General features: G+C 59.4%; 18 protein-coding genes. 6 read left to right on the plus strand and 12 right to left on the minus strand.

All coding sequences use genetic code 11. The features are described 5' to 3' along the window. Positions 1 to 17 precede the first annotated feature (17 nt). The gene (locus NL112_RS20795; RefSeq protein ID WP_255152750.1) at positions 18 to 1,070 is read right to left on the minus strand and encodes an amidohydrolase family protein; all 1,053 of its coding nucleotides are present in this window, start codon (positions 1,068 to 1,070) and stop codon (positions 18 to 20) included. Between the two features lie 95 nt (positions 1,071 to 1,165). On the opposite strand from NL112_RS20795, the gene NL112_RS20800 reads away from it, so the two are divergent. Beyond that, positions 1,166 to 2,206, plus strand: a complete 1,041-nt coding sequence (locus NL112_RS20800; RefSeq protein ID WP_255152752.1) for an NAD(P)-dependent alcohol dehydrogenase — start codon at positions 1,166 to 1,168, stop codon at positions 2,204 to 2,206. 27 nt (positions 2,207 to 2,233) lie between these two features. Here NL112_RS20800 and NL112_RS20805 read toward each other — a convergent pair whose 3' ends face one another. The 5 genes from NL112_RS20805 to NL112_RS20825 form a co-directional block, all read right to left on the minus strand. Then, positions 2,234 to 2,728 (minus strand): cupin domain-containing protein, encoded by a 495-nt coding sequence (locus NL112_RS20805; RefSeq protein ID WP_255152753.1) that lies wholly within the window; start codon positions 2,726 to 2,728, stop codon positions 2,234 to 2,236. A gap of 114 nt (positions 2,729 to 2,842) precedes the next feature. Then, complete coding sequence (locus tag NL112_RS20810; protein WP_255152951.1) at positions 2,843 to 3,679, minus strand: alpha/beta fold hydrolase; 837 nt, start codon at positions 3,677 to 3,679, stop codon at positions 2,843 to 2,845. A gap of 145 nt (positions 3,680 to 3,824) precedes the next feature. Next, positions 3,825 to 4,529 (minus strand): bacterio-opsin activator domain-containing protein, encoded by a 705-nt coding sequence (locus NL112_RS20815; RefSeq protein WP_255152754.1) that lies wholly within the window; start codon positions 4,527 to 4,529, stop codon positions 3,825 to 3,827. Between the two features lie 128 nt (positions 4,530 to 4,657). Continuing rightward, positions 4,658 to 5,668 (minus strand): patatin-like phospholipase family protein, encoded by a 1,011-nt coding sequence (locus NL112_RS20820; protein WP_434084207.1) that lies wholly within the window; start codon positions 5,666 to 5,668, stop codon positions 4,658 to 4,660. Next, positions 5,661 to 6,524, minus strand: coding sequence for an SDR family oxidoreductase (locus tag NL112_RS20825; RefSeq protein WP_255152758.1), 864 nt, complete (start codon positions 6,522 to 6,524; stop codon positions 5,661 to 5,663). Before NL112_RS20825 ends, NL112_RS20820 begins: the two co-directional genes overlap by 8 nt. Positions 6,525 to 6,748: 224 nt before the next feature. On the opposite strand from NL112_RS20825, the gene NL112_RS20830 reads away from it, so the two are divergent. Next, positions 6,749 to 8,257 (plus strand): PAS domain-containing sensor histidine kinase, encoded by a 1,509-nt coding sequence (locus NL112_RS20830; protein WP_255152759.1) that lies wholly within the window; start codon positions 6,749 to 6,751, stop codon positions 8,255 to 8,257. Positions 8,258 to 8,301: 44 nt separating this feature from the next. On the opposite strand, the gene NL112_RS20835 is transcribed toward NL112_RS20830, so the two are convergent. From NL112_RS20835 to NL112_RS20845, 3 genes are all read right to left on the minus strand, one after another. Continuing rightward, positions 8,302 to 9,288 (minus strand): sulfite exporter TauE/SafE family protein, encoded by a 987-nt coding sequence (locus NL112_RS20835; RefSeq protein WP_255152760.1) that lies wholly within the window; start codon positions 9,286 to 9,288, stop codon positions 8,302 to 8,304. Positions 9,289 to 9,403: 115 nt separating this feature from the next. Further along, positions 9,404 to 9,961, minus strand: coding sequence for a carboxymuconolactone decarboxylase family protein (locus tag NL112_RS20840; RefSeq protein WP_255152761.1), 558 nt, complete (start codon positions 9,959 to 9,961; stop codon positions 9,404 to 9,406). Positions 9,962 to 10,025: 64 nt separating this feature from the next. Next, a complete protein-coding gene (locus NL112_RS20845) occupies positions 10,026 to 10,451 on the minus strand; it encodes a hypothetical protein (protein WP_255152762.1) in 426 nt (141 codons plus the stop codon). A 178-nt stretch (positions 10,452 to 10,629) separates the two neighbouring features. Here NL112_RS20845 and NL112_RS20850 point away from each other — a divergent pair, with 178 nt between their 5' ends. Beyond that, entirely contained in the window at positions 10,630 to 11,655 is a 1,026-nt protein-coding gene (locus tag NL112_RS20850; protein WP_255152763.1) for an NAD(P)/FAD-dependent oxidoreductase, read from the plus strand. Between the two features lie 23 nt (positions 11,656 to 11,678). Here NL112_RS20850 and NL112_RS20855 read toward each other — a convergent pair whose 3' ends face one another. Together NL112_RS20855 and NL112_RS20860 are read right to left on the minus strand one after the other, a co-directional pair. Beyond that, positions 11,679 to 12,194, minus strand: a complete 516-nt coding sequence (locus NL112_RS20855) for a redoxin domain-containing protein (RefSeq protein WP_255152764.1) — start codon at positions 12,192 to 12,194, stop codon at positions 11,679 to 11,681. A gap of 76 nt (positions 12,195 to 12,270) precedes the next feature. Continuing rightward, on the minus strand, positions 12,271 to 12,996 hold the full coding sequence (locus NL112_RS20860) for an NAD(P)H-hydrate epimerase (protein ID WP_255152765.1): 726 nt from the start codon (positions 12,994 to 12,996) through the stop codon (positions 12,271 to 12,273). A gap of 114 nt (positions 12,997 to 13,110) precedes the next feature. Between NL112_RS20860 and NL112_RS20865 the strand changes: the two genes are divergently transcribed. The 3 genes from NL112_RS20865 (at position 13,111) to NL112_RS20870 (ending at position 15,230) form a co-directional block, all read left to right on the plus strand. Further along, on the plus strand, positions 13,111 to 14,106 hold the full coding sequence (locus NL112_RS20865; protein WP_255152766.1) for a DUF3179 domain-containing protein: 996 nt from the start codon (positions 13,111 to 13,113) through the stop codon (positions 14,104 to 14,106). Between the two features lie 201 nt (positions 14,107 to 14,307). Then, complete coding sequence (locus tag NL112_RS23065) at positions 14,308 to 14,475, plus strand: DUF7837 family putative zinc-binding protein (protein ID WP_491543654.1); 168 nt, start codon at positions 14,308 to 14,310, stop codon at positions 14,473 to 14,475. Between the two features lie 362 nt (positions 14,476 to 14,837). Beyond that, positions 14,838 to 15,230, plus strand: coding sequence for a winged helix-turn-helix transcriptional regulator (locus tag NL112_RS20870; RefSeq protein ID WP_255152767.1), 393 nt, complete (start codon positions 14,838 to 14,840; stop codon positions 15,228 to 15,230). A 51-nt stretch (positions 15,231 to 15,281) separates the two neighbouring features. Here the strand turns inward: NL112_RS20870 and NL112_RS20875 are convergent, their stop codons facing one another. Continuing rightward, the gene (locus NL112_RS20875) at positions 15,282 to 17,054 is read right to left on the minus strand and encodes a bifunctional metallophosphatase/5'-nucleotidase (RefSeq protein WP_255152768.1); all 1,773 of its coding nucleotides are present in this window, start codon (positions 17,052 to 17,054) and stop codon (positions 15,282 to 15,284) included. Positions 17,055 to 17,376 lie beyond the last annotated feature (322 nt).

The raw sequence follows: 17,376 nt of genomic DNA on the forward strand, positions 1-17,376 counted from the left end.
TCTGTAGTCGCCATGGTTCAGTCTGCCGACGCCTCCTCGTAGCTGTCGCCGAGCCCGAACTCCTGGCTGATCGCGTCGTCGCGGAACTGTTCTTTCTTTTCTTCAATATCGATATCGTAGAGCCGTGCCGCGTTTTCTCCCATGATCTTTCGCTTGACCTCTGGGGAGAGTTCGACGCCGTACTCGGCTCGTTCCTCCTGGGTCAACTCCGCGTTCATCACTGCCGGAACGAGCCAGTCGGGCTCCCAGATGCCGTAGTCGCTGCCAAAGAGGAGGTTGTCTTCACCGACCCAGAACAGGAGTTCGCCCATCATCTCGGCGAACTTTCGCGGGCGGTTCTGGGCGAACGGTGCCGCGACGGCGAGTCCGCCGTAGACGTTGGTCTCCTGGGTGGCGATGTGACAGAAGTCATCCACGCGGGGGAAGCCGACGTGTTCCACGATGAAGTTGAGATCCGGGAACGAGGTAGCGGCGTCGTCGACGTCGCGTACGTCGAACGCGTCGCGGTTCAACGGCCTGATCGTCGGCCCCTTGTGGGCGTGGATGTTTTCGATGCCGAGTTCGGCACACTTCTCGAGAAATCGGAACGCTTCATCGCTGTCGAGCCGCCAACCCTTCGATTCGCCACGCCATTCCGCCGTATAGAGTTTCACGCCCTGAATGTCGTAGTCGTCTTTGAGACGCTCGAGATGCTCGATGCCCTCGTCGCCGTCGCGGGGGTCGAAACTCCCGTTGAGAACGAACCGTTCGGGATACTGCTCGGCGAGTTCGGCGTTCTGATCGGTCGTGTTGAACCCCTTGTCGTAGAAGTCAGTCAGGTACGTCGGCTGGAAGATGCCCATGTCGACGTAGCCGTCTCGGAAGAGGTCCAGGACCATTCGTTCGGACCCGTACTGCCGGTACGTGTCCATGTCCCACTGCTCTTCCTCGGGCGTGAACGCCGTGTGGTAGTCGTAGAAGCACTGGATGAACTGTTCGCCGCCTTCGTGGATGATGTTCTCCTCTGTCGCGTCCCAGAGGTGGATGTGTCCATCGATGACGAACACGTCTTCGCCGTTGTGCGTGTACATTGCTCTTGGATAGTGGTAACACACGACAATAGTGGTTTTACCGATAACTATAGGCGTACTTCTTAGGCAGAGTGGCGCTATTGGTAGAGTGTAACATGCACGCAGCACGACTCCACGAGTACACGGACGACATGAGCGAGGGACTGACGATCGAGGAGATCGACCGACCGACGATCGAGCGGTCGGACGGCGTCCTTGTCGAGGTGATCGGTGCCGGCTGGTGCCAGACGGACAACCACATTATCGAAGGAATGTGGGACGAGTACGTCGACCAGGACCTGCCGATGACGCTCGGCCACGAGAACGCCGGTCGGGTCGTCGAGACAGGTGACGAGGTTGACATCGTCTCAGAGGGCGACCAGGTCATCTGCCATCCGGTCCAGACGTGTGGAACCTGTCGACCCTGTCGACTCGGCGAGACGATGTATTGCGAGAACCAGTCGTTCAACGGATTGACGATCGACGGCGGGTTCGCCGATTACCTGCTGACCAGCGAGCGGTCGGTGATCCCGCTGCCCGCTGGTGTCGATCCGGCAGAGATCGCACCCCACGCCGATGCCGGGATCACTGCCTATCACGCCGCAAAGAAGGCAGTCGACGAGCTGAACCCGGGCGACCACGCCACCGTCATCGGTGTCGGCGGCCTCGGTCATATCGGCGTCCAGTGTCTCGACGCGATGAGTGCCGCAGAGATCACCGCCGTCGACCTGAAAGACGAGGCACTCGAACTGGCCGAGGACCTCGGCGTCGACCATACTGTCAATCCCGAGACCGACGACGTCCGCGAGTTCATCGACAGCGTCACCGACGGCACAGGCGCAACGCAGGTGCTCGACTTCGTCGGTGCGGACGTGACGACCGAGTACGCTCCCGACATCACCGCCGCCGGCGGCGACCACCACATCATCGGCTACGGCGGGCACATCCACGAACCCGCTCAGGCACTTGTCAACGGCGAATTTTCCTACGTAGGTAACATCGTCGGGCAGTTCTCGGAGCTTCAGGAACTCGTCGCTCTGGTCGAGCAGGACGAGGTCGACCTACACACGTCCTACTACGACCTCGACGACGTCAACGCGGTCGCTGAAAAACTCGAACATGGTGAGATCGAGGGGCGAGCGGTGATCCGCCCATAGGTAGCGAAGGGTGAGGATCGAACAATACTACGGAACCTCGCCCTCCATCGATCCCCGGAACCACCGTCCTGTCTCCGCGTTGCATCGCTTGCAGTAGGCGACAACTGTACTCTCGTCGTCGGTTCGTTCCAGTCGCCCCTCCGTGTCGGTCTCGCACTCCGGACAGTATCGAAGTTTGTGCTGCTCCCCGTACTCCAGCGGTGCGCCGAGCGCGAGTGCGCGGACGCGTTCGTCACCCCGATTCCAGCCACGCTGGAACTCCTCACGGTCGAACCGGATAATCTCGCCTTCGTCGACCGTCACCGGACCGGCCTCGGTCTCGAACGTCGCCGTCCCCGACTGAACGTAGAACAGTTCCTCCTGTACCTCGTGGTTGTGGTAGGCGAACGCAAAGCTATCGCCGGGTTCGAGCTCGTAGTAGTTGATCGCGAGGTCGGCGACACCGAGCGGCTCTGTGAGATGGCGCATCACCGCCGCCGGCTGGACGCTGTTGTCGACCTCGTCGATGCGAACCTTTTCCATGCGTGTCCTGTTCGGGCCGAGGTTATAAAAGACGACAAGCGAGTGGTGTGTCAGACGGAGACTCGTCTACAGGCGGAGCAGGCCGAGTTCCTCTGGGCTTGACCCCGAGGCGGTTCACAGCAGGAACTCGGTCAGATGGTCGGTGAACTCCGCCGTCCGATCCTCCGGAACCCAATGGTTCGCTTCGAGACCGATCAGCTCACAGGAATCGATGTCCGATTCGAGCTGTTCTGCCCACGTGATCGGCTGGAACTCGTCTTCGGTGCCCCACAGCAGGAGCGTGTCGGCGGTCACGTCACTCGGATCGATCTCCGTCGTGTGGCTGGTGTTTGTCGCACTCGCGTTGCGTACGACGGAGGTGACGCCTTCCTCGGAGGCCCACGGCGCCTTCATTCCGTCGAGGAACGTCTCGTCGTGATCGTCCCCAAAAAGCGTGTCTCGGAACAACCCGTCGAGCATCCCCTGGAGTTCCTCGACGCTCGTCTCTCGGGCCGTCTCGGGCAGGCCGAGGTCGGTGATCGTCTGGATCGGCCAGGAGTCGTAGGCGACAGAGTTCGACAGGACCAGCCGGTCGATCACCTCTGGCGTCCGGGCCGCGTAGCGTAAACCCACACCGCCACCGAGATCGTGCCCGACGAAGTCGATGGTATCGAAGTCGAGCTCGTCAACGAGACTCCGGATCGCAATCTCCTGGGCGCGGATCGACCGGTCGAACCCGTCGTACATCGCGGAGCTGCCGTAGCCGATCATGTCCGGCGCGATCGCACGCCGTTCCGCAGCAACCGCGTCGAACTGGTCGCGAAAGAGGTACGAGTTTGTCGGGATGCCGTGGAGGAAGACGACGGGGTCACCACTGCCCTCGTCGCGAAATGCCATCTCGATGTCGTGGTCGTCCACTGTGACTGTCGTGCTTTCCTGTGCCGCCGTCCATTCGTCGTAGGTTGTCGTCATCGTCTCTCTTGCCCTCGCAGATGTTTTGGTAGAAAGGCGCAAAGCGCTAGTCCCTATGTTGATAGGATAGGTTTTTAGTCAAACCAGACAGCAGCCGGTTTCGAAGCAACAATAACTCCCCTGTCGGACGGTCAGTCGCTGACAGTCACTGCTCGACGCCACTTTCGAACAGCCGCCCGATGACCTTCTCCTCGGCAGTCCGGATGTGCTGGCTAAACGTCGACTGCGCGATGCCGAGCGCGTCGGCACACTCCTCGGCACTGGACCGTCGTGGCCAGCTGAAGTAGCCGCTCAGGTAGGCGGTTCGGAGCACCTCCTGTTGCTTGTCGGTGAGCTGGTCGGCCATCGTCGCGTGAACCCCGGACTCGGTCCGGATCGGAACCGGTTCGTCGGAGTTTCGGCAGGCAGTGAGCGTCGACTCCGGATACTGGTCTCCGAACTGTTCGGCGACCCGCCTGACGTCGACGTGGGCCGGCACGTCTGCGATGATCTCACCGATCCCTTCGTCAGCCAGGACCGATCGTGCGATTGCTCCCGTATCAGCGAGGGTAGTCGTCACACAGGGGCCCGAAACCACGAACTCAAATAGGCCTCCGTCAACCCCCCGGCTAATTAGCCGCGCCTCGTCAATAACTGTCGCCTCCTCGACCATGGAGAGAACGCGATCGGGTGCCGTCCTTTCCACGGTAAAATACTCCAGCAGTCGGTCGTCCGAGCGGTTCACCATGTGTTCGAGGGTGACTCGACAGTCGGCGAGGGCGGATGCATCGACGAAGAAACAGTCGCGATCCCGGAGCTCGAATTCGAGTTCGACTGCTGAACCGGTCGGATCGGCGCTCGTTATTCCCATGATAGATATTAACAAGCGCGCAAATAAGAGGTAGGGGGGATTACGAGCGCCGCGTCAAACCGTCAGTCGTTACGGCGAGCCCGTACACCGAGCCGAGAGAAGTTGCAGCGACGTGGCGCCTCCCTCGGTCACGAAGTCGTTTCGATTGGTAGTGATCCGGCGCGACTGGCCAGAAACTCTTCGGCGCGTTGTTCACCCAGATCCATCAGTTCCTGAATGAACCCCGGGCTGCGGTCAACTTTCGTTGAGCAGTGATACTGCCGACCCATCGGAATCCGGTGGATATCGGTCTTCGAAAATTCACTCTCTGGAAGGTGTCCCTCATCGATCCACGTATTGACCCGTTCAATGACTCCTAACTCTTGGTTCAACGAGATGTTGCCCGATAGCTCGTTGCGCCGGTCGGCGATCTCCTCGAGTGACGTGGGTTCGCCCTCGCGCTCTTGGGGATTGATCTGAATGACCCACAGGTCCTCGGGCTTGCGACCAGCATCGACAGTCATCAAATCGTCGATCGGGGGGTTCTGGGAGAAGAGCCCGTCCCAGTGGTAGTGGCCGTTAATCTCGACGGCTTCGAACATCGCCGGAACGGCGGCGGACGCGAGGATCGCTTTGGGTGTCACTGCTTCGTTCGTGAACGTCTCGAAGATGCCGGCGTTGATATTGACCGTTCCGACGACGAGTTCGGGTGTATCCCGGCCACAGAGGTCCGGGATTGTATTGAAGTCAATGTGCCGTTCGAGCGTCTCCCGAATTTCGTCCTTCCCCACTTCCGAGCCAGGAATATCGTACGGACTGACCTGGAGCATCGGGATCCCAGTGCTCCCGAGCCGCGACAGGCCGACGACGAAATTATTCATGAACTGATCGGAGAGACTGGACGCCGACAGGTCTTCCCAGATCGCATCGAGGAGTTCGATCGCTTTGTCCTCGTCGGCTGTGACCAGCCCGTACCACGCCGCGAGCGCGTTGAACGCGCCACCGGAGGTCCCGCTGACCCCGACCAGTTCGTACTCGTCATCCCATTCGCGTAGGAGGCCTTTCAAAACGCCAGCCGTGAAAGCTGTGTGGCTTCCGCCACCCTGACAGGCAATCGCTACTCTCGTGGGGTCGTCGCCATCGGTCATCGTGTCACTCATAGGTCGTTGTGTAGCCACCGTCCCAGAGCAAGTCGCCACCGTTGAGGTGTTTGCCGTGCCCCGAGAAGCCGAATACGAAGAGGTTCGCGACTTCGGCAGGCATCATCATCTCCTTCGTCCGGGCCTGTCCCAACATCACGTCCTCGACGACCTCTTGCTCGGAAATACCGCGTTCCTCGGCGGTGTCCTCAATCTGGTTCACCATCAGCGGCGTGAGTACGTACCCGACGCTGACCGAGAACCCCCGAAGCGTTCCCCCGCCTTCGGCGGCGATTGAGCGCGTGAGTCCGTGGAGACCGTGCTTGGCGGTGATGTACGCGGGCTTGTCCTGTGTGGCATAATGGCCGTGGACCGAGGACATGTTGCCGATTGCCCCGACCCCATCATCGGTGTCTCGGATACGGGGCGTCGCGAGCTTGGCGGTCAGGAACGGAGCCCGAAGCATGATATCCAGAAGCAAATCGTATTTCTCCATCGGGAATTCCGAGATGGAGGCGATATGTTGCATCCCGGCGACGTTCGCGACGTATCGCAACTCCCCGTAATCGGCTGCGGTATCGATCATCGCCTCGACATCAGCGTCGTCGGTGAGATCGGTCGGAACGGGGTGTATCGTGCCAGACGCATCCAGGTCGTCAGCAAGGTTGACCGTCTGCTCGAGACCGTCCTCGTCGATGTCCGCCCCGACGACCGAGAGTCCATTTGCCGCCAGTGCGACCGCAGTCGCCTGCCCGATTCCGGATGCAGCACCCGTGACGACGGCCACGGTGTCGGGGTCGAAGTGTGGATCGTCGATCACGAGCAGGTCGTCCGTCGTCATATCGGGTTGGGTTATGGCGAACTCATCGGTGGGCATGCGTGAGAGAGCATAGCAGTACGGCAGATATAGCAGTACTTCGTGTGTGCAATACAGCCCAACAGGGGTTTCCATCAAGTCGGTGGGCACACTCGTGACTGGCCAACCGAGGACAGTACTTGAACGACGCTTGATGAGTTGGATCGGTTCCAGGCCGGCGTTTTCGTACCCTCACTATATGGTGGACCACGGAGATAGGAGAGCAAGAGGGGTCGCGTATCGTTATGAATGAACCCGGCTACCGGCAATCGGTTCTGGAGGCAGTGGTCGAGACGGTGCCCGACGGCATCCTCGTCGTCGACAAGAATCGGCAGTTCTTCACGTACAACCAACAGTTCGTCGACATGTGGGGGATTCCCGACGACGTAGTCGCGTCAGGCGACGACCAGCGGGCGATCGAATCAGTCCTCGCCGAACTCGAACGGCCCAACGAATTCCTCCAGACGGTCGAATACTTTTACGACAATCCCGACGAAACGGGCCACGAACTGATCCACCTCTCGGACGGGCGAACCTTCGAGCGGTACACGGCACCTGCGAAGGACGACGACGGGACATACTACGGACGCATCTGGGTGTTCTCGGACGTCACTAGTCGTAAGCAGTACGAAAAGCGGCTCAGAGCCCTCAACGAGGCGGCTCGTCGGCTCGTGACCGCAGAGACGATGGTCGAGGTCGCTGACGTCACGGTTGACGTGGCTGCTGACGTACTCGATCAGCCGCTGACCGCGCTCTGGCGCTACGAATCGGATGAGGAACAACTCGTCCCGCTCGCGGCGACGGACACGGCGGACGATTTAGACGAATCGCAGGACACGGCCGATGAAATCGGGACGATTCCCCCCGACACCACCGAAATGCAGGTGTTCCACAAGGGGGAGCCCACGCTCATCGAAAACTATCAGCAGATGGACGCACCAGCCCACCCGGAGACACCACTCGGGACGCTGCTGCTGGTCCCCATGGACGGCCACGGGCAGTTGCACGTCGGTTCTTGTGTTGTCGAGGAGTTCGATCCGGCGACGCGCGAACTCATCGAGATTCTCGCTAGGAACGCGACAGCGGCCTTCGAACGCGTACAGCGCGAACAGGAGCTGCGCGACCGCGAACGAGAACTCGAACGACAGAACGAGCGCCTCAACGAGTTTGCGAACATCGTATCACACGACCTGCGGAATCCGCTGACCGTGGCGTCGGGCCGTCTGTCGCTCGCAAGAGAGGAGTGTGACTCCGAACATTTCGACGCCATCGAAGACGCACTGGAGCGAATGAACGTTCTCATCGAGGACACACTATCGCTCGCACGACAGGGTAAAACGATCGACGAGAAAACCTCTGTTTCGCTCGAGGATGCCGTCGAGGAAGCGTGGGAGAGGACGGATACGGCGACCGCCACGTTGGAGGTGGCCGACGATCTGGCCACGGTACACGGGGACGCTGACCGCATCCAAGAGTTGCTGGAAAATCTCTTTCGTAACGCCGTCGAGCACGGTGGCGAAAACGTGACGATTCGGGTTGGAAGGAGTAACGATGGGTTCTACGTGGCAGACGACGGCCCCGGCGTTCCCGAAGGAGACCGCCGGAGAGTGTTCGATCACGGCTTTACGACGAGCGACAGGGGGACCGGGTTCGGCTTGGCAATCGTCGAACGGATCGCCGAAGCCCACGGCTGGAATGTGACCGTAACCGACAGCGAGAGTGGCGGCGCACGGTTCGAGTTCACCGTAGGGTAGGAGGACTGCTCCGGTGGTAGAGAGCCATTGGAAGCGCCGACAGACTACGTGAGGAGTTCGCTCGCGAGCACGATCACGCCGACGATAGCGAAGACGACTCCGAGCGCCGGTTCCATGATTTCGCTAGGGACGTATTTCCCGACTCGGGTGCCGATCGTCCCGCCGATCAAAACGCCGGGGATCGACCAAGCGACGATATACCACACAGGGGTCGCAGCGAGTGCGTGAACGACCGCACCCGCAATGGCAGCGATACCGAGTACAAATACGCTCGTTGCGACTGCGACACGGGGCGGGAGCCGACAGCGGACGATCAGTTGCGTGGTTGTGACCTCAGGGAGACCAGCGCTGATAAGCCCGGTGATGAAGCCACCGACGGTCGCCAGGCCGACGCCGGGCGGCCGCCAGCAGGTGTCGTAGGTGAACGTCTCGCCATCCGTCGTCTCGATGGTTGTCTTGCCGCCCCCGGTGTTCTTCCGTTCGAGGTAGGCGCCCTCGCGCTCACCGGGCTCGTGCTCCTCGGGCGGGTCATAATAAACGAGGAATCCGCCGAGCCCGAGCAGCCCGATACCGAAGGCGAACTTCAGCAGCGTCGTCGGAACGAGGTGGGTGGTTAACGCCCCGATCACAACAGCCGGTACGGCCCCGAGCAGGAGCCACTTCGCTGTCTGGTAGTCGACGACTCGTTGACGGACGTAGTTCAGCAACCCGTTCCCCATCCCGAACACCTCCGTCAGGAGGCCGGCTCCGATTGCCTGTGCGGGCGAGAGACCGACGATCAACATAAAGAACGGACTGAAAAACAGTGCTCCCGAGACGCCGGACGCGAGCGCGACCATCGCAAAGAGAATCGAAGCTGGGAACACCCACCAGTGTGCCAGGAACTTATCAACTGGAAAGCCGGTCGGGATGGGGAGCGATTGTGCCGTGATGGCGACGAAACTCCCCGTCGAACCGTCCAGAAACGACACGCCGAGCAAACCGACGACAGTGACGAATCCACTGAATATGACTGGTCGGTTTCTGATCATAGCTGGGAGATGGCATGGAGGGTGCTATTGGTAATACTCATCGTGGATTTCCAGCGATCAGGACCAACACTCACCGCGCCCTCGTGTTCGGAGCGATTCTCACAAACCATTGATACTACCCGAAGAGTTCTGAGACTGCCTGTTCTTCAGGAATCCACCCGACGAATTCGCCTCCTTCGAACGGGAGATCGACGGCTGCGATATAATTACACAGCCCGACGTAGAAATCAACTAGGAGTCCGAGTGCGACGATTTCTGCAGGGGAGTATTCTCGAGTGAGTGCATCGTGAATCTGGTCGGTAACGGTGCCGGATTCGACAGCCCGAGCGTACTGGAGCAGGACGTACTCGGCATCGTCGAACATCGAGAAGTCGTCACCGCCAATTGCCCGCATTTCCTGGAGCGTGACGCCCTTGTCGCGAGCGATATCGACGTGTTGGTGCCACTCGTATCGAGCGTCACGCGCCCGAGCGACGGTGAGGATGACCAATTCCTTTCGCCGGTCGCCTAGCTGGTCGTAGAGAGTATCAAGATACTCTAACGTGGCCTGGAGAACCTCGGGGTTGTGCGCCCAGACGCGGAAGATGTGACGGTCACCGAGGTAATCGTCAGTGAACAGGTGATGATACTCTTCGGGGATGTCGTCCAGTTCGAGTAGGGGAAGTCGTGACATGAGTTTTGGTGTCTCTGGTGGAGCCGCACTTGTACTCGGTCCTGATGCACCCGATCGGAACCTTCTACGCGAGAATGCCGGCCCCGAGGAAGGCACCTAAGACGATACCGTAGACGACGTGAACCGTCCCGAACATCATCATCATATCGCGATCGGGTTCCATGCCGATGATCATCCGCATCCAGAACATCATCCCCCCGATCATGAGGATGAGGCCGTAGACGAGACCGAGGCCAGTAGCGACGCCGATGGAACCGAGACTCAGGCCAACCAGCGGGACACCTACAGCGAAGACTGCTCCGGCGACGATACCGTATATCAGGTGTAATACCATCCCAGGCATCGCGTAGTCGTCAGGCTCTCCGCCCGCAAATTTTGCAACGAGTGCTGCCGTCGGCGGCGGCCCGCCGTCACCCATTACCATCATCAAGATGGTCATAACGATCGTTGCGACGAGGCCACCCGCCAAACCGGCGATAACTGATGCCATGTTCAGTTCTATCAGATGCAGGACGGGTATTAAACCGCGACGCGGTCGTTGAATGGAGTCACACACCCGCAGAAAGGACTGACGTGAATACACTCACCTATTAAACCCAGTCTGAAATGTTCGGGCTCTACTCTCTCGTAGGCACAGCTATTTCCAGAATGCTCCGCTTTTTGGACGTATGAGTGAGTCACTAGATAGCTACGAGTACGAAGTGGTCGTAGTCGGCGGCGGTCCCGCCGGGATGACAGCAGCATTGTACAGCACACGACTCGGTCACGACACTGCCGTCGTCAACCGGGGCGGCGGACGGGCAGCGATGATGCAGGAGGTCCACAATCTCCTGGGTGTGAAAGAGGAGACGAGTGGAGCGGAGTTTCTCGGCATCGGGCAAGAACAGCTCGAGGCGTACGGGTGTGATATCCACCGCGACATGGTTACGACCTGTTCGCGGCCCGACTCGGACGGAATCCGACTTTCCGGTAACAACGCGGAGTACGAGGCAGACCGTGTCGTTCTCGCGACCGGGTTTAACGACGTTCGGCCGGCGCCGCCGCTCCCGCGGACCGGCCGCGGGCTCCACTACTGTCTGCACTGTGACGCCCACATGTTCGTCGACGAGTCGGTGTACGTGATGGGCCACGCCGAGAGCGCCGCCCACGTTGCGGCCATCATGCTGAATTTCACCGACGAGGTCGACCTGCTCACGCGCGGGAACGACCCCGAATGGAGCGAACAGACCGCCGAAATGCTCGAGAACCACCCGATCGATGTCGTCCATGACGACGTCTCGGGCGTCCGGAACGGTGAGGACGGCTGGCTGAAGGCTCTGGAGTTCGAGGACGGGAGCGTGCGGGAGTACAAGGGTGGATTCGCCATGTACGGCGCAGAGTACAACAACGGCCTCGCGCGAGAACTCGGCTGTGATATCAACGACGACGGAACGATCGAGGTCGACAACCACGGACGGACATCCGTTGACGACGTCTACGCCGTGGGAGACTGTACTCCAGGTCACAATCAGATCCCCGTCGCGCTCGGCCAAGGTGCGAAGGCCGGCATCGACGTTCACTTCCAGCTCCGGGACTTCCCACGTGACCCCGATCTCCTCGACGAGCAGGGGCCAGTGCGTTCCGAGGAGGTCCCTGGAATTCCCGACGAACTGCTCGAACAAGCCGTTGACTTCCACACTTACGGGGAAAAATAGCCGTTTCAGCCTACGCGAAGTGGTCAGACTGCTTCGTCGGATTCATCGATGGTACACTGATCGTCGCGGCAGTTCGTCGCCTTCCGGAGCGCGTCGAGATCAGGCTGTTCATCCGGGCTGCGAGCAGACCATGCGAATTGGACGACTCGGCCAGGGCCGACGACGAAGGTCGCTCTACCCGGAACATCGCGATGTCCATCGAATTCCTCAGCCAGTACGCCGTACGCCCGGCTGACCTGTCCGTCCGTATCTGACAGCAGTGGGAACTGGATGTTGTGCTTGTCTGCGTACTCACGATGGGCGTAAGCCCCGTCCGCCCCCACGCCAAGGACGACCACGTCGTCCAGCAACGTGAGCCAGTCGGCGTCGCGCAGTGAACACCACTGGTCAGTACAGGCCGGATGGAAGTCGAATGGATAGAAGACGAGCACCACCGCCCAGCCCCGGTCCGTATATTCCGAGAGCCCGTGCGTTTCGATCCTTCCGGCGGCCGCGCCGGGAAGCGTGAAGTCCGGTGCCTCCTGTCCTACTCGTATCATGTGGGATAGTACCACACCGGGTGACTTTAGAGACAGGGAGCCGTGCAACCTGGCTACACGGGAGCAAAACGGCGTGCTATCGTTTCAGTTCGATCCAGTCATCACGTCCAAATGGACGGTCATACTCGATGTCCAGCCGTTCGAACACCGTCTGAGGGATACTGATATCAGCGAGGTAGAGCGCCCCTGTGACCGTTTCGAGACCGGTCTTTGGAAGTGCGAGTGTAACGGTTCGATCCGGCGTGACTGCTATCCCGAGGGTTTCACCTGTCGTCGCGTCGATACCAGATGGAACATCAAGTGATACGACCGATTCGGATACCCCATTTATGCGCTTGATCAACCCGCTCGCTGGCGGTCGGATCTCGCCGTCAAGTCCGTAGCCAATGAGTGCATCTACGATCACTCGCTGACCTTCTGATTGAGAGAGCCGCTCCGTATCGGTGGTGATTGGGATATCCATTTCGTCGAGGATGCGGTACTGTGTGGCTGCGGCTCCGGACAGTTCGTCGGGCGGCCTGTCGACGATGAGTCGGACAGGAGCCCCACGGTTCGCGAGATGTCTCGCACAGGCCATCCCCCCGCCACCATTTCCCCCGTTGCCGGCCACGACCAGGACGGGGGTTTCCTCTTTTTGGATATCACGAACGTGCCACGCGAGAATCCGACCAGCGTTCTCCATCATTTGGAGGAGCTGTAACCCCACGTCCTCGACAGCGACCTGGTCGACTTCCTGCATCTCAGCTGCTGTCACCGCAGTGATGACACCGCCGGCCGGTGTTCGAAACAGGTTCTTCGTCATATCAGCAGTATCACCGCGGAAGGACAAATACTCCCCAGCGGATTGAATGGGATCTTCCTGACCAGTGATCTCTGAGCCAAGTGATTATGCGCGTTCCAGCCGTGCGCCCAGTATATGGATATTCAGGATGTGCTCCCTCGGGATGCGATTCCGAGTGTCGACGACCCGTCGTTCGGTACTGCGTACTTTGGTGATGACGACGATGAGGTGATCGTCGTCGAGAGCGACCCACCGCGGGCGTATCCGGTGCGTATCCTCAGTTATCACGAGATCGTTAACGATGTGCTCGAAGAACCTCACGAGTCCAGGAAATTTGCCCCGTCAGCCACGGACGCGAACGACGAACAGCTACCGATCGCAGTGACCTGGTGTCCGATCTGTGCGAGTGCCGCCGTCTACGTCCGTGTAGTCGATGGGCAGGTCTTGACGTTTGGCACCTCTGGGAAACTTGCTGATGACGCCCTGGTGATGTACGACCGTGAAACCGAATCCGAGTGGAAACAACCGCTCGGGAAAGCTATCAGTGGCCCACTCGACGGCCACGAACTGGAGGTCGTGCCCGCACTTATGATGTCGTGGCGGCAGTTTCGATCCGTGTATCCGAACGGTGTTGTGTTACAGCCCGTCCACGGCGGCGAAAACGACCAACACGGACGGTCCTCACGTGCGGCATACGATATGGCTCGGTACAACGAGTACGATGCTGCAGACGCGTTCGGGCTGCGAGCGATGCGCGGTGAGGGGATTGAACGTACCTGGGAACGGGATGATATCGACGCGAAGACGACAGTGCTCGGGATCGTCCTCAACGGCGAAGCCGTTGGCTATCCCATCCCACAGGTTCGTGCCGACGGGGGCATCGTCTCCGATTCAGTAGGAGGGCACGATGTTCTCGTTGTCAGCGACGGGAGTGAGATCTACGCGTTCGAGCATCCAGGCGAGCCGCTCGAACTCCGAGACGAAACGTTACGTGGAGACGGCGCCTCGTGGGACCTGACGACTGGAGAGGGTAGCGATAGTCGGAAGTTGACTCGTGTCCCCGCCCGTCGCCTCTACGCCTTTGCCTGGCAGGACGATCATGGCCGCGAGAGTTTCTACGGATTGGGCTGACAACCCGTTCGATGGACTCGAACCGGTGCAGGAAACCGTTTCACAGCCGGTACGAGGCGGATGCCACGGGGCTTGACCCCGAGGCGGTTGACACAGAACTAGATACTGTGTGGTTGCGTTGCATTCCCGCTGAATACTTATTTTCCAGGTAGTCCGATTACTGAATGGGGCGAGATGTCACACGCTCCATCCCCTCTTTCAATGACACCCGACGACGGACGCCTCGGTACCTGCCCAAACTGTGGGCACGACATCCGAACGGTAGACGAGCTTATTTCTTACCGTCGTGCAGATGACTCGATCGGCGTGTTTGCGGAATGTCCGTCATGTGAACGTGTCGTTGACCCACGAGAGCATAGCTCAAATTGACATCCTCTACGGACTGGACCGTGAAATCCTGAGCTTTAGGATATGTGAGGTTACAGTCCACAATCCTGATCTGGAGTGGAATCCGCAGGTGAAGTCGTGGTAGTAAACTCTGGGCTGGAACCGGGGGCCTTGCTCATCTACAGATAGAGATTATCGTAGAAGTTCATCGATTCCCGGTCTAGTTGTCGAGACACGTCGCCGACTTCCGATAATCGAAATATACGGTTGGCTACGATAATTCCTAAGAGTAGCCTCTTCGGAGACCGGGAAATATTGGCCCTAGTCATATGACGCCATAGTTACTATACGTAATTCAGTATCTATGGGTTATTATTATGGTGCCCGGGATGCAATAGTCAACTATGTCTGGCAGCACCGAGCAAACTGACGCGGGCGACAAACTCGAGGTGTGGTGCGCTGGTGAAGAGTGGTGTCCGGTTACGACCACCGCAACACTCATCGGAAAGAAGTGGCACCCCGTTATCGTCCATCGACTCCTCGAACATGGGCCGAGCGGCTTCAACGAACTCAAGGAGAACGTGGACGGGATCTCGAGTAAAGTGCTCTCTGACAGTCTGGAGGATCTCGGCGAGAAACAGCTCGTCAACCGTGAAATCATCAGCGAGAAGCCTGTCCGCGTCCAGTACTCGCTCACCGAGCACGGTGAGTCACTCGAACCAGTTATCTACGCCATGCGAGACTGGGGCCTGGAACATATCACGGAACCAGACGACAAGAGTTCGTCAATCGTCTGAGCCTCTCTGGATGTCCGGGCACCCATAACTGAAGACGCATCCAACGGACCGTCACTCCCGATTTTCGATGGGGCGGTTATTCGGATGGTCGTATCGCCGTGGCACCATACTCGTCTCGACGTACCGAGTTCCGGATGCATAATCGACACCGGGTTGGATATACGGATACGGACCGTCGGCAGGAGTATTCTGCGCCCCCTTACCGACTGTTTCAATGAGACCCATCACGTCGTACTCGACGGGTGAGTTGTCTTCGAGGTACGCTTCGACGACATCGACGGGAATCGTCTCATTTTCGACTCGCACGTCACGGAATGGGAATCCACAGCCACCAAGGTCACGTTCGGGATCTCCTGGTCGGCGGAACGTCGCGACGCGATACGTCTCGTCGGGGGCAACCGGCTCGCCGTCGACACGCATTTCGACGAGTCGACGCCCCCGTTTGGCGGTTGGGTCGAGCACACACTCGACGTTCGAGGAGTAGCTCCTAACGCGACCGTCCTCCTGTCCGTAGACGTGGGGTGTGAAGTTGTCGATGAGGTAGTCTTCCATGTGTGACCGGAGCTGTTGCCCCCACGCGTCGCCGACGGCGACTGGTGCCGTCATCGGGAAGAAGGTGTAGAGGTCGCCGAGCGTAATCTCACCACTGGGTATCGCCTGTCCGTATCGGAATCCGTGGGCGACCGCGAGATCAGCGTCGAAGTGGGCACGGAGTGCGTCGTTGAAGAGCGTGTTCCACGCACTCTCGAGGAACGACTGTCGAAAGAGCGGCCGGGCTGTCTCTCCGACGACTGTGTCGAGTGGCCGGTCAAGTGTCGCGTCGCCGCGCTCGTACCCGGGGTCGTCGTCGAAGAAAGGTGCACGGAGTCGTTCTATCGTTTCACGCGTGTCCGAGTCGGGGTCGGGAGTGTACTCGTGATCGTCGACGAAACAGTAGAGAAGGTGACGGAACGCGATCCCCTCGGTATCGAACCGGAGATCGACGCGTCCCAGTGCCTCCCCCATGCCTGACTCGACGACAACGGTGTCTGTTTCCTCGATCACGATCGGGGCGTGCGTGTACTCGTGGGTGTGGGCACTGAGCATGAGGTCGATACTCTCGAAATCCTTGGCCGCCTGTACCATCCACGGAAGACCGATTTCGGTGAGCGCGACGACGAAATCAGCCCCCTGGTCGCGGAGATTTCGCGCCGCCTCGTCGAGGAGCGTCGGGTCCTTATCGAACCGGTACTTTCCAGCGTGGAATGCGGGAGCCATCCGGTCGACGTAGACGTTCGTCATCCCGACGATGCCGATAGTGACACCGCCACGCTCGAAACAGATGGTTCCGTCGTAGAGTAGCTCCCCGTCGCTATCCCGAAGATTACATGCGAGCGTCGGCGCATCGACTGCGTCCATCAATTCGCGGGCACTGCCATCTTTAACCGCTTCGTGGCCGAAATCCCAGTTCCCCGGGACGTAGACATCCGGCTGAACGTGCTCGTTGAGCGGCTCAAGTAGTATCTTGCCGTTCGTGTACGTCGTCTCGGCAGTCCCGTGAAAGGTATCTCCGCTCACGAGCGTCAGCAGGTCTCCATCACTATCCTGCTGAAGTTGCGATAGTTTCGCTACATGGGTCGCGAGTCCACGAACAGGACGAACTGTTCGGTCCCCTTCGAACTCGATATCGGGTCGTGACTGTGGATTGTCGTAGTATACCTGGTGTGATGGCGTCAACTGGCCGTGGAGGTCAGTTAGATGTGCGAGTGTCAGGTCTGCCGCCCCGTTTGGCGCTGGACCGCCGTCGAGACGCCGCCAGTCGCCGACGTACGAGTCGTCCACCATACACCGACAGTTGTGATTCTCTACCAAGGAACTCACGGTGCGATGTCGTCAGAGCCGTAGCTATACTGAGGACCCTAATTCGGACGTATACGAACAGGGAAACTCTCATCCTGCTCTCGGTTATCGGACTTCGAACGAGAGCAAATGTCTCCAGTCACCTCTGGTTTCTCCGTAACCGGTAGTTCACCGAGTATCCACAGCAATACCTCATGAGGAAGAGGTTCGCTGAAGTTGATTACGAGTCCTAACTAGATTTCTTGTAGTTATGTCACTCGACGACATCGATCGACGAACGTTGCTTCGCCTGAGCGGTGTCGCAGCA

It is taken from the genome of Halorarius halobius, from assembly GCF_024298865.1.
In the GTDB taxonomy this organism is placed as follows: Archaea; Halobacteriota; Halobacteria; order Halobacteriales; family Haloarculaceae; genus Halorarius; species Halorarius halobius.